Here is a 26,002-nt window from a genome sequence, read left to right on the forward strand (position 1 = left end):
AAAATGTGAAGGAAGAGTCTATATTAGTTAAAGCAGGAAGAAAATTTAATGACTATAAAGGTTCCATGAACCCGCCAGTTTATCATTCTTCTACCATATTATTCCCTACTTACAAGGACTACTTAAATGCAGCAAATGGAGAAAGTATATACGATGTAATCAATGATGGTGTTGCAAGGGATTATAGCTACAGTAATGTTGGTACTCCTACTGTTCATTATCTTTCAAATGCACTGGCTGAAATTGAAGGGAGTGGACAAGCGCTTATTTATCCTTCCGGACTATTTGCACTTACTTTTGCTATTCTAACTTTCGCTAAAGCAGGCTCGCACGTTTTAATTCAAGATAATAGTTATTATAGGCTTAGGAGGTTTGCAGAAAATGAGCTACCAAAAAGAGGAACAGAAGTAACTTTTTATGATCCAACACAGGATATAACTGATTTAATTCAGAGTAATACTTCATTGATAATGATCGAGACTCCTGGTTCTGTAACGTTTGAGATTTCGAATATAGAGCATATAGTAAAAGTTGCTAAGGAACATAAAATTGTGACCGTTTGTGACAATTCATGGGCCACTCCTTTGTTATTTAAGCCGCTTGATTATGGAGTTGATGTTGCACTATATGCGGTGACAAAGTATCTAGCCGGTCACTCAGATTTAGTGATGGGAGCTATGGTTGCTGAAGGTGAAACTTTTAAATTGCTTTATGAGAGCTATAAAAATTATGGAGTAACCATTCAATCGCACGACTGCTACCTTGCACATAGGGGACTAAGAACACTGCACACACGTATAAAAAGGCACCAAAATACAGCAATGGAAGTGGCAAAGTGGCTAGAAAAACATTTAAAAATCAAAAAAGTTTTGTACCCAGCACTTCCCTCCCATCCTCAACACGAATTATGGAAAAGTTACTTCAAAGGAGCAAGTAGCGTATTCAGTATAATACTGGATAGAGAATATTCATGTGAAGAACTAAGCTGCATGGTTGATCATATGAAAATTTTTAGTATTGGTGCTTCTTGGGGAGGGTGCGACAGTTTGATATTACCAATAGATCGTAGATCTATGTCAAGATCTGTAATGAATTCAGATTATGGTGGAAGTTTCATGCGGATATTTTGTGGACTAGAAGATTCTGAGGATTTGATCTCTGATTTAAATGCTGCACTAGCAAGACTGCCATGTTTGAATATCAAAGCTGGCAGATGAAACTGAGAGAATTACTGCATAACATTATTGATGTTAACTTTGATATTGAAATCAAGGGCGTTACATGTAATCCCAAGAGAGTCAAGGAAGGTTATCTTTTTGTTTGTGTGTCAGAAAGGAGTAAAGAATACGCAACATGCGATACTGGAATCCATATCCTTCCTACTGAATCACAGTGTTACGTACACAACTGTGTAGACGTTGTGATACAAGGGGCCAAGAAAGATGTCATCCCAGTGCTTGACTACTTGGATCCAGAAAATTTAATTGCAAATGAGCACACTAGGCAATTGTATAATAAAAACTGGATTCCAGTGTCACGCACTGGAATGACAGATACTTCGAGCTTTGCAGTGCTTGAACACCCAAACCCTCAAGAAATATACAGCGAAATAGTCAGCAGGTTTTATCAATTCAAACAGCCCAAATATGTTGCTGCTGTAACTGGTACAAATGGTAAAACTTCAGTAGTAGAATTTTGCCGCCAGATCTGGCAAAACTCTGGCTATAATGCTGCGTCTATTGGAACACTTGGAACATGCATCAATAATGGCAGAAAAGGTAATAGCAACAGCCTTACCACTCCAGGTGCAGAAGACCTTTACGCAACATTGCGTGGTATAAGTGTAGAACACTTAGTGTTGGAATCATCAAGTCATGGGATTGATCAATACAGAATCCATGGATTAAAGTTGAGTGCTGCAGCTTTTACTAATTTCTCGCAAGATCATTTAGATTACCATAAAAGTCTTGGTGGATATTTAGAAACTAAAAAAAGGTTATTTTACGAAGTATTACCAGAAGGAAAAACAGCGATTTTAAATGCGGATATAGATGAATACGGCGCATTGCTTAAAATAGCTGAAAAACGCAGTAATAAAGTTGTGACTTATGGAAAAAAAGGCTCTGATATTACTTTATTAGAGCAAACATCAACCCCTAATGGTCAACATCTTACAGTAAAAATTGATAACCAAATTTACAATACATTTTTCCCAGTTTTAGGAAAATTTCAAGCATATAATCTGCTATGTGCAATTGGTATATCTGGATTAAATTACAGAGAAATATGCGTAGAAAAACTCGTTTCTCCACCAGGAAGAATGGAAAAAGTGAAACCTTTTGCATTCGTGGATTACGCTCATACTCCAAGTGCGCTTAAACAAGCCCTATTGTCTTTAAAATGGCATATCAACAAAAAAATAATTCTAGTTTTTGGATGCGGTGGAAATCGCGATCAGACGAAACGTTCAGAAATGGGCAAAATAGCACAAATGTATGCAGATAAAGTAATAATTACAGATGATAATTCGCGTGATGAAGATCCGGCAAAAATTCGCCACGATATTTTGCTACATTGCCCTGATGCACTGGAGATAGGAGGTAGGAGAGAAGCTATAGAGAAAGGCGTAGATATTGCCTATAACGAGGGTATGATTCTGCTAGTTGCAGGAAAGGGAAATGAGAAATTTCAAATTATAGGCAACCAAACTTTCGAATTTAGCGATGTTGAGGTTATTAAAAATCATGCCTTAACATACTGATTTTCGCAATGGGCTTACCTCCGCTAATGTGCGAATATTGAAGCAAAAGTGATGTCATCCCAGTGCTTGACACTGGGATGGCTTTGTTGCATAGCAACTGAAAAAATCTGGTGGCTACTGACAAAATTCATTATAAAATAGCCATTTAACCTTGAAAGAAAAAATATGCCACAAAAAATGAGGGTCAGTAACCATAGCGAATATAACAAATTTCTAGAAAAAAGAGGAAATATTTTTCATTATATCAACGAAGCCATAGAAAAGTGGTACGAGAATGGTCCAAAAATACCAGGTGGCAACAATATTTATAGCGATAAAGTTGTAATTTTGGTGCACATAATAACTTGTTTATTTAGAATAGGCCTGAGGCAAACAGTTGGGTTTATAGCAGGATACCTTGAGCAAATTGGGAAAAATTTGCAAGTTATCAGCTATTCACAATCATCAAGAAGGTTTAAGAAACTCAATATTAAGATCAATGATTGCAGAATTGATAAAAATAATATGGAAGATATCGAAATTGCTATAGACAGTACAGGAATTAGTATATACAACAACACTCCTGGTCATAGCAAAGAAAATAGCGAAGATAGAAAGTATCGCAGCTATGAACAGACAAGAAAATTGCATGTAATGTTGAATACAAACAGCAAAAAAGCCATAGCTGTAAAATACAGTAACGGTGTCTACTCTGATCACTATGGAGCTTGTGATTTGCTAAAAGAAGTCGATTTTCAGTATGTCATAAAAGTACTATATGCAGATAGGGCATATGACAGAGAAAAGCTCTATAAGCTGTGTAATCAATATGGTATAAAAACGAAAATTCCTCCGAAAAACAACGCAGCAGAGCATCCAAAGTTAGACTATATGGCTGAGAGAAATTCTGCAGTCAAGCTCATAAAGTCATATGATGAAGATAGTATAAAGAAGTGGAAAAAAGAGATGAGTTATGGAAAAAGATCTTATATAGAAAGTTTTTTCTCGCGACTGAAACAAACATTCGGGTTTAGTTTTAGGAATAAATCTGAGACAAATAGAGAGAAGGAACTACTTGTTAAATGCTATTTGCTCAATAAGTTCACTGATATTGGTATGGCTAAATTTGAGATAGCTTCATAAATTTATTGTGCGTTACCTACTATCCGAAGAGCGATGCAACAAAGCCATCCCAGTGTCAAGCACTGGAATGACAGCAATCCTACGTCATACCGCGATTCATTCCATAGCTGTACGAACATTGTCTAGCAGGAGGGTGTCATCCCAGCGCCCCTATGATGTCATCCCAGTGCTTGACACTGGGATCTAGAAAAATTGATTGTGCACTATGCAACATTTTCGATCAAAAGCTGGATTCCAGTGTCAGCTACTTTCATCTGCCACGCGAATTGCCTGCAAATTGCAATGTTCATACAGTTATGAGCTAGTGTACATAATTGCACATGGGTTTTTACAAATTTGAAAATTAGTGTTAAATAAAAATATAAATGCAAAAGGAAAAGAAATGATTGAACTTAAAGGCCCAGAAATTTGTGCAGGCGGAAATAAGAAAAATTTGATTATTTTTTTACATGGTTGGGGCTCAAGTGGCGATAATTTCATTCACCTTGCTAAAGTTATGAGCAAGTTTTTACTGGGTTCATATTTTGCAGTACCCAATGCTCCCTTTGAAAGAGAAATAGGTGATGGTTATCAGTGGTTCAGCTTGGAAGATCGTAGTGAGGAAGCGCTATATAATGGAGTAAAAAATGCTACATCAATTGTAAATCATTTCATTGATACAAAATTAAAGGAGCTTAATTTAAAAGATACGCAACTTTCTTTAGTTGGATTTTCTCAAGGAGCAATGCTTGCAATACATACAGCTCTCACCCGCTCTCAATCCTGTGCATCAGTTGTTGCATACTCTGGTAGATTTCTTTCACCTTCAAAAACTGCACCAGAGATCAAGTCAAAACCTAACATATGTGTTATCCATGGTGATGCTGACGACGTGGTACCTTTTTCGTCCCTCGACTTAGCGGTTAAAGCTCTGAAAGAAAATGGAGTAAATGTTGAAGGACACCCAATTCATGCATTAGGGCATATTATTAATGAAGAGGGAATAAAATTAGGAGTAGAATTTATCAAGAAGAATTTTAAAAATTAATTTTCATGCACTTGTTTTGCTTTGGTTATGGATATGTAGCTAAATTTTTATCGAAAAAATTACTGAACTTAGGTTGGAAAGTCAGTGGCACATCAAGAAGTAAAGATATACAAAATGTAATCCTCTTTAATTATGAGAAGGTTAGCCAAGATCTGCTTAAAAGCGCAACGCACGTTTTAATTTCTATTCCTCCAGATGGTGATGATGTTGTGGAGAGATACGGTGATTGCCTGCAAAATGTTAAATGGTTTGGTTATTTGTCTGCAACTAGCGTCTATGGTGATCACTCTGGTAATTGGGTGAATGAGGAATCTGAAACAAAACCTATAGAAATCAGAGGAGAAAAGCGCCTTAGATCTGAAAGGAAGTGGCTGAATAGCAGATTGCCTGTACATATTTTTCGTTTAGCTGGAATATACGGTCCTGGTAGGAACGTGTTAATTGACTTGCAGCTTAGCAAAGCAAGAAATGTGAAAAAAGAAGGGCATTTTTTTTCTCGTATTCACGTTGAAGATATATCGAATATTTTATTTTCTTCCATGCAAAACATAAAACCTGGTGAAATATACAATTGTGCAGACGATTTACCCACTACACAATCTGAAGTGATAATGTATGCAGCCAAACTTCTCAATGTTAGCCCTCCAGAGCCAATTGAGTTACCAGATTATGCACAGAGTTTTTATTTAGGATCAAAAAGAGTAAGTAATGTTAAAATTAAAAAAGATCTTAATGTCTCTCTAATTTATCCTAACTACAAGGTGGGATTAGAGAGTTTGCATGTAAAAAAAACTGAAATCACATCAGAATGATAGATAGGCTTATTGTCACTGCCATTAAGTTAAGGAAAGAATGGTTAAAAACTGAACTAAAAAGTCAGAAATAATTAAGGATTTATGACAAATGCTGAAACAGAATAGAGTAAACTTTAAAGCAGATAAACTCTGAAGTGTAAATTACTTAAGAAATAGTGACCTTACCCAGAAAAAGTGGAGAGAAAGAAAAGAGTTTTTTTGGGTAAAATAAAATTTTGGAGGATTAGAAATGGTAAGAGAATATACGGCAGAATTCAAATTGGAAGCTGTTAAGCTGGCAAATGAACAAAGAAAGGTAGGTCAACCAGTTGCAAAAGTAGCAAGAGATCTAGGAATAAGGGATAGTGTATTAGGAAAATGGATGAAGAAATATAACGAAAAAAAGTCAGCGGCAAATGCATTTCCAGGTAGAGGTAACATGGCTCCTTACGACAAAGAGAGGTTTGATTTACAAAGCAAGAGTAACAAGGGAAAGAGACATTTAAAAAAAAGCCCTGGCCAGTCAAAAAGAGTAAAATATTTTTTTATATAGTAACTGCTATAAAGTACAGGAATTATGTAGGATTTTCTGCTAGTGGCTACTATAAGTGGACCACAAGAAAAATAAGCAGTAGAGAATCAGCAAATAAAGAGCTACTCGAAGCTATTCAAAAAATATATCAAGTTTCTAAATGTAGATATGGAGCTCCTAAAATTCATGCTGAATTGAAGGCTTTGGGTAAAAGTTGCAATTTGAAAACGGTGCAAAGTATTATGCAGAAAAATGACATCAGGGCTATACTGAGAAGAAAGTTTAAAATTAAAAAACAACAAACAGATAATAGAGCTGTAGCTCCCAATATACTAGATCAAAACTTTATTGTTGATCAACCAAATAAAGTATGGGATTACTTACATCAAAACCAAGGAGGGATGGCTATATTTGGCAGCAATAATTCTCACGTATGGTAGTTAATGAGTAGTGCAATAAATAAACAATTGGTTATGAACTCTTTATTAATGGCCATTAATAGGCGTAAACCTGTTAAAAATCTACTGCTGCACAGTGACCAAGGTTCACAATATACTGCGCAAGGGTATCAATATCTCTTAGCTGTAAAGAATATAGATGAGTAATAAAGGCTGTTGTTACGACAATTCTGTTGCAGAAAGCTTCTTTAGCTCATTGAAAAGAGAAATACTTATTGATACTTCACAACACTCTGCTCAACACACTAGAACTGCAATATTTGAATACATAGAAATTTTTTATAACAAACAACGTCACTATTAACTATTGCATTCCAGAACAATTTGATGCATCATTCTTTTTGTAAAAAACATTCCACACTTTCTCTCCACTTTTTCTGGGTAAGGTCATTTTTGCCTTGACCAAGAAAAAATTCAGCTATTGCCTTACTTTCTCTTGCAACAACTTCTTCCTTAACAATTTTTCCTTTCTCATCAACGATACTTATAAAAGTTTCTTTTAGTGAGATCGCTATAATATTCCATGAGACTGCTCCTACTAATAAAAGTTTAAATTATTTTTGAAGAACTTATTCTACTGAATTCGTTACTTCGTGCTAAAATAATGGACTCCATCATTCAACAGCAATTACAGTATGTTTACCCTTTTTCTTGTTATTTTTCTAATCTATAGCTAGCGTTCAAAACCATATTCGAAAATACGTTTTCGGATTTTTTTTAATGCTGTTTATTTCATCCTCAACATCGTCTCTACCTTTATGAACTAAGTAGCAGCATTAAAAATTATAACGTACCCCTATCTCTAGAGTTGCATCTGGTATTTGTTTTGCTTTTATACCACTTAGTTGCCCACCCATGGTCATACCAACTGCACCAATTATCTGCGGAGTAATTTCATAATCAACACCTAACTTTAGTTTATAGGAAATAGAACTCAGTATTTTATCTACTACAGATGAACCAGCAGCTTCACCACCTGATTCTGGAGCACCTTGTGTTTCTTCTTCCTTTTCTTTTTCTTCTTGTGAACTATTGCCATCACCATCAACTGTATCACTAACACCAAAGCCAAAAGGTGTTATTTGGAGATATCCTCCTAAACCTCCGCTGACATATAGTTTAACGGGATCAATATCAAGGTCAGGATAGAAGCGGTAGTTTGCCAATAAGCTAGCTCCTATGCTCTTTAATGACTTAATATTACTGAGAACCTCAAGTTCAAATTTAGAGTTTTGGTCATAATGGTAACCAAGAACAACACCAGGTTTCATTTTAAAGCCACCACCCCAACCAGCACCAAAGTTTAAACCTGCATAGTACTTATCTTCTGACTTACTTGCACTATTACTAGCTGCACCTGCTAGAGATGAAGTAAGCAACACAGCCAAAACGCACAATCTCTTTATTTTCATATAACTCCTCATACAAAAAAATATATAATGCATAAGTATATATCCTTTATATTAAAAAAGATATAACTACATGTCAAAAAAAGTATAGCCATAAAATCAGATTATATAAAACGTACTACTCAGGTCTTTTATATAACTATATTTACTATCTTATTTGGTACAGCATATACAGTGCGAACTTTGCTTTGATCGATCTTACTGGACACAGAGTCTATCGCTATTTTCTTCAATTCTTCTTGAGGTAAGTTAATTGCCACCTTGATTGTTGTACGTAATTTTCCATTGATTTGCACTGCTATAGTTACCGTATCGTCAACTAATAATGATTCATCAGCTTTTGGCCAAGGTTGACCTCCTATTTCTTGCCATAGGCTTTCAGCTAGATGTGGTATGAATGGTTCGATTACTCTGATTAATATACATATACCTTCATCAATAAGAGATTTTCCAGTTTTTACGTCTATTTCAGCTATTAAATTCGTCATCTCACGAAATTTTGCCACTACACAGTTTAATCTGCAGTTTTCCAAGTCATCTGTAAGTCCGTGTAAGAGTTTATGAATTTTTTTTCTGTACTCTAGAAGTCCACCCATAACATTTTCATTATCATAGTGTATATTTACAGGTCTTAGCTGCATGACCATACGCCACAATTTATTTACATAACGAGAACAACCTTCCACGCCATCATCGGACCATTCCATATCTTTCTCCGGAGGAGTGTCGGACAACACAAACAAGCGAGCAGTATCAGCACCATACTTTTCTATGATAAAGTTTGGGTCAACTGTATTCTTTTTCGATTTGCTCATTTTTTCAACTTTGCCCACTTGAACTTTTGCACCTCGCGCTATTAATTCTTTTGCTTCTGCGGGAAATAGCCACTTACCATTTTCGTCTTTATAAGTTGCATGGCAGACCATTCCTTGAGTGATTAAAGTAGAGAAAGGCTCTTTAATATCAAAATAGCCACATTTGGTTAAAGCACGGCAGAAAAATCTTGAATAAAGCAAATGCAGAATTGCATGTTCTATCCCACCTATATAATAATCAACAGGCATAAAACGATTACATGCATCTTTGTCTATTGATTTATCTTCACTACAGAATGCAGCAAAATACCAGGAAGATTCAAAAAAGGTGTCGAATGTATCAGTTTCACGCTCTGCTTGCTTTCCGCACTTTGGACAATCAACAAATTTCCAAGTTGGGTGCTTATCCAGCGGATTGCCACCACTTGTAAATTCTACATCTATTGGTAGAACTACAGGAAGGTCTTTTTCTGGCACTGGAACAGTTCCGCAATCTTTGCAATATATGATAGGTATAGGGCATCCCCAATAACGCTGCCTTGAAACTCCCCAATCGTGCAAACGATAGTTTATTGTTTTTTTGCCTATTTTTTTTTCTTCAAATTTTTTAACTATGGCTTCCTTTGCTTCACTAACCATTAATCCGTTTAAGAATTCGGAGTTAAACATTGTCCCGTCTCCAGTATACGCCTCCTTTGTCATCTGAGTAGCTTGACACTGGGATCCATTGTAAGAATTCTGGTCACGCGCTGGAATGACACCTAAGTGGGCTGAAGAAATAACGGGAATTATCGGCAAATTATATTTCTGTGCAAATTCAAAGTCACGCTGATCATGTGCAGGGCAACCAAAAATCGCGCCTTCCCCATATTCCATCAACACAAAATTCGCTATGTAAAGCGGCAATTCCTTATCAAGAAATGGATGTTTGACGTTTAATCCGGTGTAAACTCCTATTTTTTCATCGTTCTCTCTTTTTGATTTTATTTCCTGGATCCCAGTGTCAAGCACTGGGATGACAACAGAAGAACCATTCTTTAAATCCTGCACAATAGGATGCTCTGCTGCCACTGCACAAAAAGAAGCCCCAAACAAAGTATGAGGATAAGTTGTAAAAACTTTTAATTTCTTATTCAGGCCAACTACTTCAAACTCTATAGTTGCTCCTTCAGATTTTCCTATCCAACGCTCCTGCATTGTTTTGACTTTTTCTGGCCAATTTTTCAAACTTTGCAGGCACTTGAGTAAATCTTCAGCGAAATCAGTAATCTTTAAAAACCATTGGAACAACTTACGTTTTTCAACAACTGCACCTGATCGCCATCCTTTTCCATCAACCACCTGTTCATTTGCAAGCACTGTTTGGTCCACTGGATCCCAGTTAACCCATGATTCTTTTCGATAGGCAAGCCCATGCTTTAAAAAATCCAGGAAAAATTTTTGTTCGTGTTTGTAATAATCAGGCTCACATGTGGAGAGTTCACGCTCCCAATTATAAGAAAGACCTATAGATTTCAACTGTGTACGCATATTATCTATATTCTCTTTTGTCCATGTTTCGGGGCTAATATTGTTATCCCTTGCTGCATTCTCAGCTGGTAATCCAAACGCATCCCAGCCAATTGGATGCAAAACCTCAAATCCATTAGCTCTCTTGTAACGCGCTATCACATCCCCTATTGCATAGTTACGTAAGTGTCCCATATGAATTTTACCAGATGGATATGGAAACATTTCCAACACGTAACACTTTTCTTGTTTACCACTCTTGCTTACAGAAAAATCCCATTTATCTTGATAAAATTTTTCAACACTTTTAAAATCATATTTCATATAAATCCAAATTCAATTACAGTTCATATGCATCAAAGGATCAACCGCTTGGCCATTATGTCGTATTGTGAAACACATCTGTGGATCTTTATCTTGTGTGCTTGATTTACCTGCAGATCCAATTACTTGACCTTGCTTTACTTTATCGCCAATTTCAACATGTATGTTTTTTAAATAGGAGTACACAGTCATGTAATTATCTTTGTGTTCCACTATAATTAAATTCCCATACCATCTCAGCCCTTTGCCTACATATATCACTTTGCCTGGTGCAGAGGAAACTACGTTCGTTCCATTTTGAGCAGCAATTTTTATGCCATCCTTACACATTTCATCAGAAGAGGTAGCTGAACCTTTAACTGGCATTACAAATTTACAATTTACCCCCACATTTTGTGTATTATTGTTATCTTTGTATATCCTATTTATGATGGCTTTTCTACTTTCTTTTTGCACTGAAGGCTCCCTAATTAAATGGTACTCTCTTGTATATTCCAGATCTCTTTTTCCGTAAAATTCTTCGCCTTTAAGCAGCACAGGTGCAGGTTTTTGCAGGCCACAGCCTATTAATATTGCTAATAACATAAGAAATGAGGCTATATGCCACATTTTAAACTCTCACAAAACTCCAAAATTTTAGCGAGACGTAGTGTTTCACGCCTGCTTGTTACTTTCCTCGTTATTTATTTTACTAGTTAAATAGTCCCTCAAATCGGTGAGTTCTTGCAACAAATTCTTTGTGACTTTTATATCATTACCAAATTCTTTTTGCACTCCTTTTATTGTATATCCTTTATCATATAGCATGTATTTTACTTTCTTTATGGCCTCTATACACTTGCGATCATATAGCCTTCTTCCTTTACGCTTTGTAGGCTTAATTTGATGAAATTGACCTTCCCAAAATCTCAAAACATGCTGTTCCAAATGTAGCTCTTCAGCTACTTCCCCAATCGTATAAAATAATTTTTCCTTGTTCATTAATTATTGATTGATTTTTTTATAATTTTTGAAGGCCTAAAAGAAACTGAATTTCTTGCCTCAATCATCACTTTCTCCGATGTATTTGGTATATTTCCTGGTCTTTCCTTCTTTTTCTTAACCAAGAATGTTCCAAATGACGATATTTTTACTATTCCATCCTTTACCAAGCTTGTCTTTATTTCGTCCAATATATCATCTATTATCGAAACAGAGTCTTCCTTTGATAATCCTATTTCTTGGTTTATATCTCCAGCTATCGTTGCCTTAGTTACTGTTGTGTCTTTTGTTGTAACGTGATCCATTATTGATAAATATTACAATACGTAAATATAATATAGCAATCGACCCGAGATTCAGCTACTTTATTTTTTAGAGTATGTCTCTTTTGTTGCATAATTTAAAATACCGGCAACTATCAATATTGCAAAAAGTGCCATTTTATGATCTGTAAAAAGTGCTAACATTGACACTATAACTCCACTGCCAATAAACATAAATCCATTGATAATGGATGATGATGTGCTGATGTATTTTCGTTTCACAATCTCGCTGCCGACAGTAAAATTAAGCATATGTCCTCCCGCAAAAAACCCGAACATTAACATACAAAAGTACACAACGTGGAATGTTAAATGGCTGTATAGTAAAATAATAATTGAGACGCCTTGCAATAAAGCAAAAGCAGAAATTACATGTTTCCTATTTTTAAATAAGTTTGAGATTCGATCTGCAATTGGAGCACCAACTGCAAGACCAAGCCATAGTATTGCAGTTGCTATACCTGACTCCATTGCATTGAGTTCTGAGTTGCCCAGTAACCTTGGAGCCCACAAGGTATTAAGTGCTAAAAATGTTCCAAAAGTAATAGCACCCACCACTGAAGTTATCCAGATATCTCTTAATTTTAGCACTGTTAATATAGAGCACATTACTGTCTTCATAGAGCTTTTTATTGTGCGCTTTTCTGAGCTGCTTTCTGGAAGTGTGTTTGGACAAAAAAGCGTAAGTACAAATATCAACACACCAAATAGTATTATGCATACAATCAGATTTTTCCAATATGCATCTTCGGCAAGCAAGTTAGAGAACAGTATTTGAATTACCAAAGCAGAAAGGCTTGAAATTGTCTGCACTAGTGAAAACATTAGTCCAAATTGGGCAGCGGAAAAACATATGCTACTTGTGTGAGCAGCACCAATAAAACCAAATGATGCTCCAGTTGCAATCAACACTTGAGACAAAATCAAATGGGAGAAATTGTCACTATTAATAAGGACAAAAAACCCCAAGATCATAGTTGATAACGAGAAAAAATAAATTTTTTTACTGGAAAAAACATTAAACGTTGCTCCACTAAAAAATTGTAAGATGGCGAAAGTCCAAGTATATGCTGAATTAGCCAGTGCAACTTGCGCGATTGTAAGTCCAAGTTCCTTTTCGAGATTTACACTTATAAAGGTATAAATTATCTGCATGTTGCTGAATATAACAACCAAGTTACTAATCAGCCAAATGAACCAAGCCTTAGCTCTGCTTTCCATAAGATTTATTTTTATAAGTAATCTATTAGAAATTTAACACTAAGTCTCTTTTTAAGCTATTGTTTCCTGACTACTGTTATAGCTAACCCAAAAAACGGTTTCCCTACGTCATGCCGCCGCGGTATCTCTTAGCCGCTAACAAGCAGCGGGATGACGATTGTCAGGGTGTCATCCCAGCGCCCCTATGATGTCATCCGAGTAGCCAACACTGGTTTCCATCCAAGACGGTGTCATTCCAGTGCTTGACACTGGAATCCAGACTTTAATTGTTATACTTGTAAATAATCTGGTGAAAATAAACGTTCATCTCAAAATGCAGTATTTTTGTTGAAATAGCTCAACTGGATCCCAGTGTCTGGGCACTGGGATGACACCATAGGAGGCTACTTGGATGACAAAAAAAGGAGCACTGGGATGACAGCAGTCCTACGTCATACCGCCGCGGTATCTCTAGATCCCGCTAACAAGCAGCGGGATGACGAGCTTATCGTCACGCCGCCACGAACCGTCATACCGCGATTCATTCGCGGTATCTCAGCCGCTAACAAGTAGCGGGATGACGGTTGTCAGGGTGTCATGAAAGTAGCTGACACTGGAATCCAGAAAAAAAGAAATATGTATCAGCTACTTTCATTTGCTGCGCCTCGAAAATAAACGTTCATGTAGCTAAGCCATAAATCCAGTATAAAGACCTTTAATCATTGGCTTCGTAGTACTTCTCAACCAACTTATTAAGTAACCTTACACCAAAACCTACTGCTCCTCTTGGACAAATGTCAGTACCTTTCTCGTGCCAAGCAGTGCCTGCGATATCTAAATGTGCCCAGCAAGTTTCATTCACAAAACGCTGTAAAAACTGTGCAGCCATTATGCTATCTCCACCAGAGCCTGCAGGAGCGATGTTTTGAACATCAGCAATCGGTGAATCAATAATTTTGTCATAAGTTTCATTCATAGGAAAACGCCATAACTTCTCATTTACTTCATTTCCTGCATCAATCAGACGGTTTGCTAATTCATCATTATTTGAAAAAAGACCAGCATATTCGTTATTTCCAAGTGCAACCACTATAGCACCAGTTAAAGTTGCAAGATCAATCATAAATTTTGGTGAGAATCTATCTTGCGTATACCATAAAGCATCTGCAAGTATGAGCCTTCCTTCTGCATCGGTGTTCAACACTTCTATTGTTTGTCCAGACATTGAAGTTACTACATCACTTGGTCTTTGAGCATTACCACCCACTGCATTTTCTGCAAGTGCGACCACACCGATCGCATTTACTTTTGCTTTTCGTCCTGCTAAAGCATGCATCACCCCAACCACAGTAGCAGAGCCTGCCATGTCATATTTCATTGACTCCATACCACGTGAAGGTTTGAGTGATACTCCACCAGTGTCAAACGTTATACCTTTACCAACAAAAGCTATAGGCTTTTGTTCTTTAGAAGCTCCATTCCATTTTATCACTACTAATTTTGGTTCTTTACTACTTCCTTGTGCAACTCCAAGCAAGGCTCCCATTTTTTTCTCTTCCATCTGCTTTTTATCAAGCACCTCGATTTCAAGGCCAAGCTTAGTAAGTTCTTTTTTTATATGATCAGCATAGGATTCTGGATATAGAATGTTAGGAGGCTCTGTTATAAAAGAGCGCGCAAGGAATATACTCTCACCTTCTTGCCTTAAGTGCTCAAATGATCTTTCAGCATTACTTAATTGTTCATCTTTTACTAATACGGTAATCTCCTCTACCTCTGTAATTTTCTCATCCTTTTTAGTTTTATACTTATCAAACTTAAAACTACGCAGAAACGCACCATATGCAACATTTGCTGCACTACCTTCGATTAAAACCGCTGCTTTTTTAATTTTTAATCTGCTTAGCTCACAATATATTTTACCACCAATATTTAATTCTTTATTTTCATTCCATTCATCCTTCTTACCCAGTCCAACAACTATAACATTTTTTTCTTCTGGCAAAACAGTAGAGAAAAATTCACCAAAACTTCCATTGAAATTGCTAAATTGCTTTATATTATCTATGACCTGTTTCCCTTGCAAAACTCCGCCATCATTTACGGTTTCGTTGTCTTCAAATAAACCCATTACTATTGTTTTAAAATCGGGCGAAATTTTAGAAATTGTTATTTTCATTGCTGGTATCTCCGTTGCAAATAATTGTAAACTGTACATAAAACATAGCAAAAACATCAGTAAGATATTTTTCATATACATCCTAAGTACAATAACACTTAAGTTTACTATGGACTCCCTTACATGCAAGGTTTTTTATCTTTTATTAGAGAACTTATTATATCCGCCCAAGGTAATGTTAAACGTATAGGTTTTTATGACCTGATCACTGTAAGTAAATGGTGTTATGAGAAGGCTTGCAAGCCCATTACTAACAAAATCTTCAAGAACAGGATCAGCGCAATTATCGCAATTATGGTCAGCAAAAAACATTTGCGTTGTGAATTCTGGAAAATCCGGATGTTGAACTAGAAAGTTGATATGTGGAGCTCTATCACCAATTTTACCAGGTGCTATCGTAATAAAATTATAATAGCCAAGATTATTCACTACAAACCTTCCTGATCCAGCAAAATTCAGATCATCCTCTATATTCTTACCGTAATGGTTCACGCCGCGTGAATTCGCGTGCCATATAGAAACTACAGCATTTTGTATTGGTAAGCAGTTTATATCAGTAATTCTACCCACTATGTGTATTAATTCCCCTATTGCACTATTTGGAGAACCAGGTTTCCTTCTTAAATTGTTTGAAGAGCTAAAATTTTTTGGCCTTGCATCAAGGTCATATATTTCCGGAGTTTTAATGCAGTTGAGCAAAACAGGATCAGCTGCAAATAGCGGCAAACTGAATATCATTTGTACTAAAAGTGCTAACAAGATATTTTTCACATTCATTTCATTTATAATAGACTTCTTGCATAACCATATAACAAACTTTTATTGGAAATAGAAACGAAAAAACTTGCTTGACACCCTTCGCCAGCCCCCTTATCATGAAACTGAAGGTATTCAGTTATCTTCATCTGTACAGATTAAACAGCAAGAAAACAACGTAGTTGGCGTCTTATTTTTAATTTTTTGCACTATGTGCACCTTATGTCTTCACAATATTTCTAGGTTTTTACCTACACAAGCTGAAACGCGCTATTTAAAACATTAAAAAACGCCAACTTAAAAAATGGATAGTGAATAACTAGCTACCCTAGGGTTTCTTTTGCCTTTTTTTCTGTTTAGTAAATTGTATCCGTTCAGCGGAGTGGTAGAATAAGGTAGACAAAGCAAGATAATAAAGATAATCATAGAGCAAAAGTGAGGTAATGTGGTAAACCTTTTAGAACTTTGCAAAAATTTACAGCAAAAAATAGGAAAACTGAAAGCAGAGATAGAAAACTTAAAAGCAGAAAATAAAGCTTTAAAGATAGAGAACGCTGAATTAAAGGAAAGGCTTGGTTTAAACTCGAAAAATTCATCTCTACCGAGCTCTAAAGAATTGTACAAAACAAAAAAGGACAAGCCAAAAAGCGAAAGGAATGTTGGCGATCAGGTTGGGCATAAAGGAAATTTTCATGCTACAATGGAAGCGGATAAAGTAGTAAAAATAGAGTTGCCTAATATTTGCGAATGCGGAGGAGAGCTTGTAATATGCGAAAAACCTTATGTTCACCAAAAAGTTGATCTTCCGGAAATTAGGCCTTATGTAGTAATTGGAACATGGTCGTTGTTGGAGATGCAGAAAAAGAAAAAGTAGCAAGTTACCAGAAGGTGTTACGCCAGATACATTTGGTCCAAGGGTTAAGTCTATAATTGCAGCACTCAGCGGATTTTACAAAAACTCAAAGCGTGAAGTGGCTAGTATCATAAATGACATTTTTAATTTGAACATAAGTGTTGGCAGCATATCAAATCTTACTATTACCCACAAATATAAATGTACTTATAAATAAAGTATTACAATATTAAAGTTTGCAAATATTGAGGGTATAAAAATGGCAAACGAGAGTAATGAATGGGCTAAAAATGAATTTGGAGATGCTGTACTTGGAGATAAAAGATTAACTGACCGATTAGTAAAGATTGCTGATAGTTTGATAAGTTTACCTGAAAGCTCAATTAATGAGGCATGCGGAAGTTGGTCAGAAGCAAAAGCAGCATAACGTTTTTTTCAAAATGAGAACGTAAAAGAAGTCGATATTCTAGCTTCACACATTGATAAAACAGTTGAAAGAACAAAAGCTCATAAAAGAATTCTTGTGATTCAAGATACAACTTATATTTCATACTCAAGCCATAAGCGGATTGGGAACTATTGCTGGAAAAGGAGCAGTAATGCATACAGCCCTTGCTGTTAGTACGGAAGCTGGGAATACTGGATCAAAAGATTTACTCGAGGCAACTCATTTCTGAAGAAGAAAAAAGACTAAAGAGCCATCGTAACAACGTTCATATTGAGGATAAAGAAAGTATGAAATGGCTAGAAAGTTTAAAGAAAACAAATAATATTATAGATCTGGCCCAAACCGAAGCTATAACTGTATGTGACAGAGAAGCAGATATGCATGATTTTTTCGAACTTGCACATAATCTTAACTCAGCAATTTTAGTAAGAGCTCGCCACAACAGAAATGTAAATAAAAAATTCATGCATACCAGGAACAAGCAAAAATTATGGTCATTTATCCAAGGCCTCCCTTGCGCTGGAAAAGTAGAAGTTGAAATCCCTGCTAGAGATAACAAGCAAAAAAGGACAGCGTTTTTAGAAATTAGATTCGGAAAATTTATCACATGAAGGCCATATAAAATGTAAAGAAGGTCACATAAAATATAAACCGACAGAGTCTACAACTTCACGCAATTCATGTTGTTGAAAAAAACTCTCCTCCCGAAGCAAGTCCTCTAGAGTGGATGCTTTTTTCCGGTCAGTACTTTTGAAGAAGCTGTTGAAAAAGTTAGTTGGTATTGTTTGAGATGGAAAATAGAGATATTGCATAAGATTTTAAAATCTGGTCTCAAAGTTGAGGAATGTAGACTTGGAACAGCAGAAAGATTAATGAGGTATTTAACAGTCATGAGCATTATTGCTTGGAGAATTTTCTTTATTACATCAATTGCAAGAACTAACCCAACATTACTATGTACTGCCTTATTAGCTGAGGAAGAATGGAAAGTTTTATATGTTAAAATACACAGGAAACCATGTCCAAATATAGCCCCTACTATAAAAGAAGCCGTTTCGTGAACTTGGAGGTCATTTAGCAAGAAAAAGCGACCCAAAACCAGGACCAATTACTCTTTGGAAAGGGTGGAGACGTCTCTTTGATCTAGCAGAAGGATGGAGACTTGCTCATGAACCTCATATTTGTGGGTAATAGTAAGGTTTCTAAGGGAGGGAGTAGTAGTAATACTGCTTCCTTACCTGACCAGTTTGCTCGTGATAAAGGTTTTGAGAAACGAGCTCAACTATATGCTGCTAAGGCTTACTCAAGGCAAGCTGATAAATCTGGTAAGTACATTGATTTAAAGAAGGTTTTCTTTATTGCTATCTCTAATTGTAATTTATTTCCTGATAAGCTTGATTATATATCCAGCCACACTATAAGAGATGAGAAAACCAATGAGCATGACTTAAAAGATTTTCAATTTGTATTTATTGAACTACCTAAATTTCCTAAGAATAAGGAAGAACAGCTAGAAAGCATAGTGGATCGTTGGTTATTTTTCTTCAGTGCAACCCGGAAAGCCGTGGTTTTGTGATGGTTAAATTCCATCTTCCCTAGACATCGGGGATAATGTATGTCTCACATTTCAAAGGATGGCAACCTTTGGGATGCAAGCATGAGATAAAAGCAGGTAACACTAAACCTCATGGTGAATCCCTGCAAACAGAGTTAGATATGATTACGAGAGGAACCTATGTTTGAATTGTCGTCAAAGCATAGTATGCGAAAAGAGGTTGAACTACGCATAGACCAAAATGGTACGAAGCAAAAGGGGAACTAAAGATTGAAGACTTTAGTTATTGATGTTCCCAGCTTCCGGCAAATAGTAGGAATCTAAGTTTAACGTGAAACGAAGCTATGGAACGGAGTAACCACATAAAAGCTCTTATATTCATTAAATATAAGTAGGTAGCCAACCACAAGCTGCTATGTGGAAGGATTGTTTAAGAAGCTAATGCCCAAAGTAATATCTGGGATATGCAGACGTAAACACTTTAATTTGGAAGGTAAAGTGGTGAATAGTAGTGAATATGTTATGGACCAGCAAAAAGCTAGGTATGAATGGAATGGAATTCCTTGGCGAAAGCTGAAGAAATCTTCATTTAAGCTACAAAAACGAATTTACCAAGCCTCTAAATGTAATGATATCAAAAAGATGCATAATCTTCAAAAATTATTGCTCAAATCAACAAGTGCAAAAACACTCGCTGTTAGGAAAGTAACACAGGACAATAGGGGGAAGAAGACTGCAGGTATTGATGGAAAGGCTAATCTTAATCAAAAAGAAAGATTACAACTATCATATTCTTTAGATATAAAAGAAAAAGCAAAGCCATCAAGACGCGTCTGAATCCCAAAACCTGGTAAGCCATCGGAGCATCGCCCGCTTGGTATACCTACTATATCACAAACACTTGTAAAAATGGCTTTAGAACCAGAATGGGAGGCAAAACTTGAGCCAAACACTTATGGTTTTAGACCTGGTAGATCATGTCATGATGCAATTGAAGCCATATTTGATGTGCTAAAACAGAAAACAGCATATGTATTAGATGCTGATATTTCTGGATGTTTTGACAATATTAACCATAATAAACTGCTTGAAAACCACACCAACGTTAAAGAAAATCATAAGAAGATGGTTAAGGGCAGGCGTTATGGAAGATGGAAAGTTTCAATCCACAAAACGTGGTACAATTCAAGGAGGCACCGTTGCTAGCTTGTGTTGCATTACACGGATTAGAGCAACATGTCAAAAAAGCATTAACAAACGAACTCTTTCAATGCATGAAAAGAAAATATGGTAGGATATCGCATAAAAACGCGCAAAAGTCTATTAGTGTAATTTTCTACTGTGATGATTTTGTCATCATACATGAAAACGAAGAGATTATTCTTAAAGCAAAAATTTTAGTTGAAGAATGGTTAGAAACCATTGGACTAAAATTAAAGCCCTCTAAAACAAGAATTTCTCATACATTAAGAACCATTGACGAAACAAAACCAGGATTTGATTTTCTTGGATTTTCAATAAGACAATATCCAACAAAAGAAAGTAAAAAAGGTTACACATTATTAATAAAACCAAGTCGTAATTCTATAAAGCAGCATACATTTGCTATTAAACATAAACTTAGAGAAATGCGTGGGGCGCCACAGGAAGTAATAATAAGGAATCTCAATCCAATAAACAGAGGATGGAGTCAATATTACTCTTCGGTAGTTTCATGTAAAATCTTTAGCTCATTGGATAATACTATACATAGAAAGCTCTGGAAGTGGGCAGTCTTTAGGCACCCAAACAAAGGGAAATGCTGGATAAAAAGAAAATACTTTAAAAAGTATAATAACGATAACTGGCGTTTTATGACAAGTAACAAGATACATCTTATTATACACAGCGATCATGTTATTAAACGACATATCAAAGTGCAAAAAACCAGATCTCCATATGATGGTGATTGGGTATATTGGGGTAATCGTCTTAGAGAAATACCAGATAAGCCATCGAGAGTAATAAAACTATTGAAGTTACAACAAAGTAAATGCGGTAATTGTAGACTATGGTTTGAAAGTGATGATATAATAGAAATACATCATAAAGACCGGAATAGACGAAACAATATGATCAAAAATTTATCTTTGTTACATGGGCATTGTCACGATGAATTACACAGGAGGTGTGCATGACAAGCACCAAATTAGAGAGAAGCCGTATGAGGCGCAAAGTCTCACGTACGGTTTTGAAGTCGAGTGAGGAGGGGCGACCTTCTTCACTTAGACAACAGTATGCAGATGAAACTACAGATGAAGACCTAAGGAATATAGCAGAAAAATCACCAATAATAAAGTTAGCCTACGATGAATTAGACAGGTTTAGCTGGAATGAAAAAGATTTAGTAGCATATGAAGAAAGAATAATGGATCTGCGGAAAGAAGAAGCCATTCTTGAATACAAACTTGAGGAAGGTATAGAGAAAGGAAAAATCGAAGTTGCAAAAAATTTACTTAAAGCTGGTGTATCTGTTAATTTAATAGCTGAATCCACTGGCCTTTCTCAAGCTGAAATTGTACAGCTTAAGCAAGAAATGGCCTAAGTATCACGTTTTTCAGGGCTTTTTTAGCTCGGCAGTGGTCTGAAAAGTCCATTTTTCACTTTATAAAATGTTTATATTTTACCACCTACTTTATTTGAATAAGTTCTTCTGCCACACTCTGAACGGATACTTGAATCAGGCTCAAGTTGACAAGTAGATGTTATCTTGTTATAATAAATATTTATTAATTTAATCTTAACTTAAGAGGGTATTTATGGTAGCAAGTGATAGTGTTTTAAAAAGGTATGCGTTAGCCTATATAAAGAAATTAGGTAATAATAATATTGAAGGGTTTCTACAGTATTGTAATAATACACCGAATTTAACTTGGAGCAAGGAGAATTTTAAAAATGTGTATGAAGAATTTACACATCCAAATTCAAGCAATAGGCACGATACAGGAAGCAGAAATGATCAATATAACGCAGGGAATAACGCACAACCTACAGGCTCTCAGATTACACATATACATGTACACAATAGAGGTTTAGACTTTTGGGATTATTTGCTATTACAATGCTGGATGGATTCTTTATTCGGTGGACGTGGTCACACTACGGTTAATAATATAACGAATATTAACAATGGTAATACCACTCATCAAGGGAGAAAAGAGAATAAAAAAGAATCAGAAGACAGTAGAAAGCTATTAGCTTTGGGTATAGTAGCTGCAGTTGTGTGTGTTGCTTTCCATGCTGGTATGTGTTTTTGGTATAACAGCAGCAGAAAAGTGGCTAGAAAAGAAGAAAAAATAGATTACCTGGATAGTAAATTTAAAACGTTCAGAAATATAGAATTTGCGGTTGGCGTTGTTTCTTTGGCAGCTTTGGTAGCTTGTGCTGTTTACCCAGTCTTACCAGTGTGGGGTTTAGCTATCCTTGGCGTTAATTCTCTCGTATGTTTTGCTGGTGGTTTAGCTTTTCATATGAAGCATGAGGAAGAATCAGAAAATATCGAGAAAGCTGAAAGAGCGGTAGATAGCTATCTTAAACAAGTGCATGGTTATGGAGATTCTTCTCGTGATGCACCACCTCCTTACTCTCCTCAATATCCTAATACTACTCCAAGCGCTCCTCCTTACTTTCCTTAAAGCGCTTCTCCTTCTTATAGTGAATTTAATAATCCTAATGTGGAACAGCAGTCTGGGAATTGTGAGTGGTTCATGCGTGGTAAAAATTAACAGTTTTATTTTTAGCCAAATTAATTGAATCAAGCTACAAAACCTGCTAAAGTTAACTTTGTGAAAGCACCCTTAGCTCAGTTGGATTAGAGCATTTGACTACGGATCAAAAGGTCGGGCGTTCAAGTCGCTCAGGGTGCACCACATTTTATAGGAAACAGAAGTCACACTTGAAATTAATATATGTAATACCTATCTTTAAAGGTTAAGCACTAAACTATTATATATGAGCAAAAAAGACTACTATGATCTGCTGGAAGTAGGCAGAAATGCCAGTATTGATGAGATAAAAAAAGCGTATAAAAAATTAGCATTAAAATATCATCCTGATAGAAATCCTGGCAATCAAGAAGCAGAGGAAAAATTTAAAGAAGTAACAGCTGCATATGAAGTTCTGTCTGACTCTGAGAAAAGGGCAGGCTATGACCGTTATGGCCACGAAGGTGCTTCTGGTGGATTTCAAGGCTTTAGCTCTGCAGGAGATTTTAGCAACATATTCAATGACTTCTTTGGTGGAGGATTCGGTGGTGGTGCAAGTAGATCGAGAGCAAAAAGAAGTACAACAGGAGTATCTGGAGCAGACCTACGTTATGATCTTGAAATTACCTTAGAAGATGCATTTAAAGGAATACAAGCGCCTATACATTATGTGACAAATGTAAAATGTGATACATGCCAAGGCACAGGTGGCGAAGGAGCAATTAAACCAGTTCAGTGCCACACATGCCAGGGAAGCGGTAGGATTAGAACTCAACAAGGCTTTTTTACCATCGAAAGAACATGTACTACATGCTATGGGGAAGGAGAAATAATACAAAACAAATGTAAGAAATGTGGTGGAAGTGGACGTAGAAGAGATGAAGTAAATATATCCGTTTCAATTCCAAAAGGCATAGAAGAAGGAGCTAAGGTAAGGATAAGTGGTAAAGGAGAAGCTGGAACAAACGGTGGAAAAAGTGGAGATTTATACGTATACGTGAAAATAATTTTCCATAAAATCTTTGCTAGAAATAAAGCAGATTTACACTGTAAAGTGCCTATAAGAATGACACTAGCAGTGCTTGGTGGTGAAATCGATATTCAATCAATTGATGGAGCTAAAATAAAAGTAAAGGTCCCTGAAGGCACTCAAACTGGTACCAAACTACGTTGTAGGGAAAAGGGTATGCCATATATGAACTCACATGCTCGTGGTGATTTATACGTACAGGTAATAGTTGAGACTTTAAATCCAAAAAATTTAACTAAAAAGCAAATTGAACTATTAAAAGCGCTTGAAGAAGAGGAAAATGCAAGTGTACAACAGCAATCTGAAGGGTTTTTTAGTAAAGTAAAAAAAAAATAAGAAATCTGCTAAATGACATAAAGGGGTAACTGTTTACGGGTTTTCATTTAATCCTGCAATTCTTTGACCTTATTAATGGAAAACTTAACAATAGTGTTATTATTAGCCAACAGAAACTTCTTAGTTCCTTAAAACTATGTAAAAGCAATAAATTTCTTTATTTAAGGTCGAAGTTTTGCTATTCTCAGGTTTTAATAATTTAAATTTAATGAATATAAACAAAAATGAGTTTTTATTTCTTCCGCTTGGGGGAGTAGGAAGAATCGGGATGAATGTTAGCCTATATCATTACCAAGGTAAGTGGATTATGATCGACCTTGGTGTTGGTTTTGCAGATGAAACTATGCCAGGTGTTGAGCTGCTCATTGCTGATATAGATTTTATTGCTCAAAGAAAAAAAGATTTACTTGGAATAATAATTACACATGCACATGAGGACCACTGCGGTGCAGTGCCCCACTTGTGGGAAGAGTTGCAGTGCTCCATATATACAACAAAGTTTACGGTTAATTTTCTTAAAGAGAAACTAAAAGAATTTCGATTGGAAGGTATAGTGCCTGTGAAAGAGGTAGACATAAATGGCAGCATAAATTTGGGTCCTTTTACCGTCGAGTTTATAAATGTAACTCATTCAATTCCTGAGGCAAATTCAATATTAATTAGCACTGAAATGGGTAGTGCACTCCATACCGGAGACTGGAAATTTGATCCAAAACCTGTTGTTGGATTAACTTCTAATATGGAGCGTCTAAAAGAAATTGGCGATAAAGGTGACCTGCTTGCAGCAATTTGCGATTCAACCAATATATTAAGCAAGCATCACCCTGAGTCAGAAGGTGAAATTTATAATAATATTTATAACATAATAAAGCGGTCTAAAAAATTAGTTGCTGTTTCGCTATTCGCTTCAAATGTGGCACGAATTGAAACGATAAGCCAAGCTGCAAAAGCACTAAATAGAAAAGTAGTTTTACTTGGTAGATCTTTATGGAGAATAGTGAAAGTTGCGCAAGATAGTGGTTATTTAACTGATTCTCCTCAGTTTCTTGAAGCAAAGGAAGCAGTAAATTTTCCAAGGGAAGAACTGGTGCTACTTTGCACAGGTTGTCAAGGTGAGCCACTGGCAGCTACCGCAAGACTTGCTGCTAAGAGTCATCAAGCATTTAAAATGCAGCAAGGTGATACCATGATCTTTTCGTCAAAAATCATTCCTGGAAATGAAACTCGTGCGCACAACATGCTCAATGCCTTTATTGAGATGGGGGTAGAAGTTATTACTGAAAAAACAGAGCATGTTCATGCTTCTGGGCATCCAACAAGAGAAGAGCTAAAGGAAATGTATTCTTTAATAAAACCGAAGATGTCTATTCCAGTTCACGGCGAATATATTCACACGCATGCACATGTAAAATTTGCTAAAGAGTGCGGTGTGGCAAAAGCAATAATGATTGCACCAGGTGATATTGTTAATTTGGAGAACGGAGAAAAGGTTGATTCAATTGATGTTGACTACTTTGGTATTGATGGTATGTTGCTACGTCATCCGGAGAGCAGTGTTATAAAAATGCGTAAAAGAATGAGAGATGCCGGAGTTATTGTGGTAACAGCAGTTGTAAACAAGAAAAATAAATTGCTTGCTAAACCAAAAGTATTTGTACCTGGTGTTTTTGAAGTGCTAGAAGATGCAGCTACCATACAGAAAATTGTCAAGAAAGTTGAGTCGTTGTTTAGTTTGCAGCCAACAAAAAAAATTAAAAATAAGATTGAAAGTTCAATATTGAGTATCTTAAAGGAATATTTACTAAAAAGGCCTATAATTGAGGTTCAGATAGAACAGGTATGAAATG

25 protein-coding genes, 1 tRNA gene and 4 pseudogenes are annotated in these 26,002 nt (G+C 36.1%); 21 read left to right on the top strand and 9 right to left on the bottom strand.

From position 1 onward, the window contains the following. Positions 1-5: 5 nt before the first annotated feature. The 10 genes and pseudogenes from metC to ABWU48_RS05015 all read left to right on the top strand — a co-directional run bounded on the left by metC (position 6) and on the right by ABWU48_RS05015 (position 6,998). Positions 6-1,239: pseudogene (metC, locus tag ABWU48_RS04965) on the top strand (cystathionine beta-lyase). Next, a complete protein-coding gene (locus ABWU48_RS04970) occupies positions 1,214-2,761 on the top strand; it encodes a UDP-N-acetylmuramoyl-L-alanyl-D-glutamate--2,6-diaminopimelate ligase (protein WP_264329829.1) in 1,548 nt (515 codons plus the stop codon). Before metC ends, ABWU48_RS04970 begins: the two are co-directional and overlap by 26 nt. A 165-nt stretch (positions 2,762-2,926) precedes the next feature. Then, the gene (locus tag ABWU48_RS04975; protein ID WP_209472359.1) at positions 2,927-3,883 is read left to right on the top strand and encodes an IS5 family transposase; all 957 of its coding nucleotides are present in this window, start codon (positions 2,927-2,929) and stop codon (positions 3,881-3,883) included. A 7-nt stretch (positions 3,884-3,890) separates the two neighbouring features. Beyond that, on the top strand, positions 3,891-4,070 hold the full coding sequence (locus ABWU48_RS04980; RefSeq protein ID WP_264705892.1) for a hypothetical protein: 180 nt from the start codon (positions 3,891-3,893) through the stop codon (positions 4,068-4,070). 195 nt (positions 4,071-4,265) lie between these two features. Further along, positions 4,266-4,910 (top strand): alpha/beta hydrolase, encoded by a 645-nt coding sequence (locus tag ABWU48_RS04985; protein WP_015589325.1) that lies wholly within the window; start codon positions 4,266-4,268, stop codon positions 4,908-4,910. Positions 4,911-4,915: 5 nt separating this feature from the next. Continuing rightward, positions 4,916-5,722 carry an SDR family oxidoreductase gene (locus ABWU48_RS04990; protein ID WP_209472450.1) on the top strand — a complete coding sequence of 269 codons (807 nt, stop codon included), beginning with the start codon at positions 4,916-4,918 and terminating at the stop codon, positions 5,720-5,722. A gap of 232 nt (positions 5,723-5,954) precedes the next feature. Then, on the top strand, positions 5,955-6,257 hold the full coding sequence (locus tag ABWU48_RS04995; RefSeq protein ID WP_151807816.1) for a transposase: 303 nt from the start codon (positions 5,955-5,957) through the stop codon (positions 6,255-6,257). 122 nt (positions 6,258-6,379) lie between these two features. Continuing rightward, positions 6,380-6,676 carry an IS3 family transposase gene (locus ABWU48_RS05005; protein WP_094189604.1) on the top strand — a complete coding sequence of 99 codons (297 nt, stop codon included), beginning with the start codon at positions 6,380-6,382 and terminating at the stop codon, positions 6,674-6,676. 3 nt (positions 6,677-6,679) lie between these two features. After that, positions 6,680-6,841, top strand: coding sequence for a DDE-type integrase/transposase/recombinase (locus tag ABWU48_RS05010; protein WP_010082071.1), 162 nt, complete (start codon positions 6,680-6,682; stop codon positions 6,839-6,841). Then, on the top strand, positions 6,834-6,998 hold the full coding sequence (locus tag ABWU48_RS05015; protein ID WP_084741697.1) for an IS3 family transposase: 165 nt from the start codon (positions 6,834-6,836) through the stop codon (positions 6,996-6,998). The genes ABWU48_RS05010 and ABWU48_RS05015 overlap by 8 nt, the downstream gene beginning before the upstream one ends. A 472-nt stretch (positions 6,999-7,470) precedes the next feature. Here the strand turns inward: ABWU48_RS05015 and ABWU48_RS05020 are convergent, their stop codons facing one another. The 9 genes from ABWU48_RS05020 to ABWU48_RS05060 all read right to left on the bottom strand — a co-directional run bounded on the left by ABWU48_RS05020 (position 7,471) and on the right by ABWU48_RS05060 (position 16,339). Continuing rightward, entirely contained in the window at positions 7,471-8,106 is a 636-nt protein-coding gene (locus ABWU48_RS05020; protein ID WP_010962341.1) for a membrane protein, read from the bottom strand. A gap of 128 nt (positions 8,107-8,234) precedes the next feature. Continuing rightward, a complete protein-coding gene (leuS, locus tag ABWU48_RS05025) occupies positions 8,235-10,751 on the bottom strand; it encodes a leucine--tRNA ligase (RefSeq protein WP_264705795.1) in 2,517 nt (838 codons plus the stop codon). A 12-nt stretch (positions 10,752-10,763) separates the two neighbouring features. Further along, positions 10,764-11,360: a murein hydrolase activator EnvC family protein gene (locus ABWU48_RS05030; RefSeq protein ID WP_006279879.1), complete on the bottom strand. Its 597-nt coding sequence runs from the start codon at positions 11,358-11,360 to the stop codon at positions 10,764-10,766. 45 nt (positions 11,361-11,405) lie between these two features. Then, on the bottom strand, positions 11,406-11,732 hold the full coding sequence (locus ABWU48_RS05035; protein ID WP_006279880.1) for a MerR family transcriptional regulator: 327 nt from the start codon (positions 11,730-11,732) through the stop codon (positions 11,406-11,408). Further along, positions 11,732-12,037 carry an integration host factor subunit alpha gene (locus tag ABWU48_RS05040; RefSeq protein ID WP_353288308.1) on the bottom strand — a complete coding sequence of 102 codons (306 nt, stop codon included), beginning with the start codon at positions 12,035-12,037 and terminating at the stop codon, positions 11,732-11,734. Before ABWU48_RS05040 ends, ABWU48_RS05035 begins: the two co-directional genes overlap by 1 nt. 60 nt (positions 12,038-12,097) lie before the next feature. Beyond that, on the bottom strand, positions 12,098-13,276 hold the full coding sequence (locus ABWU48_RS05045) for an MFS transporter (RefSeq protein ID WP_353288309.1): 1,179 nt from the start codon (positions 13,274-13,276) through the stop codon (positions 12,098-12,100). A gap of 694 nt (positions 13,277-13,970) precedes the next feature. After that, positions 13,971-15,473 (bottom strand): leucyl aminopeptidase, encoded by a 1,503-nt coding sequence (locus tag ABWU48_RS05050; RefSeq protein WP_353288310.1) that lies wholly within the window; start codon positions 15,471-15,473, stop codon positions 13,971-13,973. A gap of 96 nt (positions 15,474-15,569) precedes the next feature. Then, on the bottom strand, positions 15,570-16,211 hold the full coding sequence (locus ABWU48_RS05055; RefSeq protein ID WP_353288311.1) for a protocatechuate 3,4-dioxygenase: 642 nt from the start codon (positions 16,209-16,211) through the stop codon (positions 15,570-15,572). 5 nt (positions 16,212-16,216) lie between these two features. Next, complete coding sequence (locus ABWU48_RS05060) at positions 16,217-16,339, bottom strand: hypothetical protein (protein WP_255322264.1); 123 nt, start codon at positions 16,337-16,339, stop codon at positions 16,217-16,219. 296 nt (positions 16,340-16,635) lie between these two features. On the opposite strand from ABWU48_RS05060, the pseudogene ABWU48_RS05065 reads away from it, so the two are divergent. The 11 genes and pseudogenes from ABWU48_RS05065 to ABWU48_RS05115 form a co-directional block, all read left to right on the top strand. After that, positions 16,636-17,248, top strand: a pseudogene (locus ABWU48_RS05065) (DUF6444 domain-containing protein); the annotation flags it as partial. A 54-nt stretch (positions 17,249-17,302) separates the two neighbouring features. Then, a pseudogene (locus tag ABWU48_RS05070) lies at positions 17,303-18,682 on the top strand (IS4 family transposase). A gap of 7 nt (positions 18,683-18,689) precedes the next feature. Next, positions 18,690-19,037 (top strand): annotated as a pseudogene (locus tag ABWU48_RS05075) (PD-(D/E)XK nuclease family transposase); the annotation flags it as partial. 510 nt (positions 19,038-19,547) lie between these two features. Further along, complete coding sequence (locus tag ABWU48_RS05080; protein ID WP_209473178.1) at positions 19,548-19,883, top strand: reverse transcriptase N-terminal domain-containing protein; 336 nt, start codon at positions 19,548-19,550, stop codon at positions 19,881-19,883. Positions 19,884-19,934: 51 nt separating this feature from the next. Then, positions 19,935-20,252 carry a reverse transcriptase/maturase family protein gene (locus ABWU48_RS05085; protein WP_256437793.1) on the top strand — a complete coding sequence of 106 codons (318 nt, stop codon included), beginning with the start codon at positions 19,935-19,937 and terminating at the stop codon, positions 20,250-20,252. Continuing rightward, on the top strand, positions 20,198-21,223 hold the full coding sequence (locus ABWU48_RS05090; RefSeq protein ID WP_197907114.1) for a group II intron maturase-specific domain-containing protein: 1,026 nt from the start codon (positions 20,198-20,200) through the stop codon (positions 21,221-21,223). The genes ABWU48_RS05085 and ABWU48_RS05090 overlap by 55 nt, the downstream gene beginning before the upstream one ends. Beyond that, positions 21,220-21,630 (top strand): Rpn family recombination-promoting nuclease/putative transposase, encoded by a 411-nt coding sequence (locus tag ABWU48_RS05095; RefSeq protein ID WP_353288312.1) that lies wholly within the window; start codon positions 21,220-21,222, stop codon positions 21,628-21,630. The genes ABWU48_RS05090 and ABWU48_RS05095 overlap by 4 nt, the downstream gene beginning before the upstream one ends. Before the next feature lie 214 nt (positions 21,631-21,844). Then, entirely contained in the window at positions 21,845-22,720 is an 876-nt protein-coding gene (locus ABWU48_RS05100; protein WP_353288313.1) for a hypothetical protein, read from the top strand. A 156-nt stretch (positions 22,721-22,876) separates the two neighbouring features. After that, positions 22,877-22,954: transfer RNA gene (locus ABWU48_RS05105), tRNA-Arg, on the top strand. A gap of 82 nt (positions 22,955-23,036) precedes the next feature. Further along, positions 23,037-24,155, top strand: a complete 1,119-nt coding sequence (gene dnaJ, locus ABWU48_RS05110; RefSeq protein WP_353288314.1) for a molecular chaperone DnaJ — start codon at positions 23,037-23,039, stop codon at positions 24,153-24,155. A 208-nt stretch (positions 24,156-24,363) separates the two neighbouring features. Continuing rightward, on the top strand, positions 24,364-25,998 hold the full coding sequence (locus ABWU48_RS05115) for a ribonuclease J (RefSeq protein ID WP_012673044.1): 1,635 nt from the start codon (positions 24,364-24,366) through the stop codon (positions 25,996-25,998). Positions 25,999-26,002: the final 4 nt, after the last annotated feature.

Origin of the sequence: Wolbachia endosymbiont (group A) of Tromatobia lineatoria (assembly GCF_964028565.1) — a bacterium.
GTDB classification, from domain to species: Bacteria; Pseudomonadota; Alphaproteobacteria; order Rickettsiales; family Anaplasmataceae; genus Wolbachia; species Wolbachia pipientis.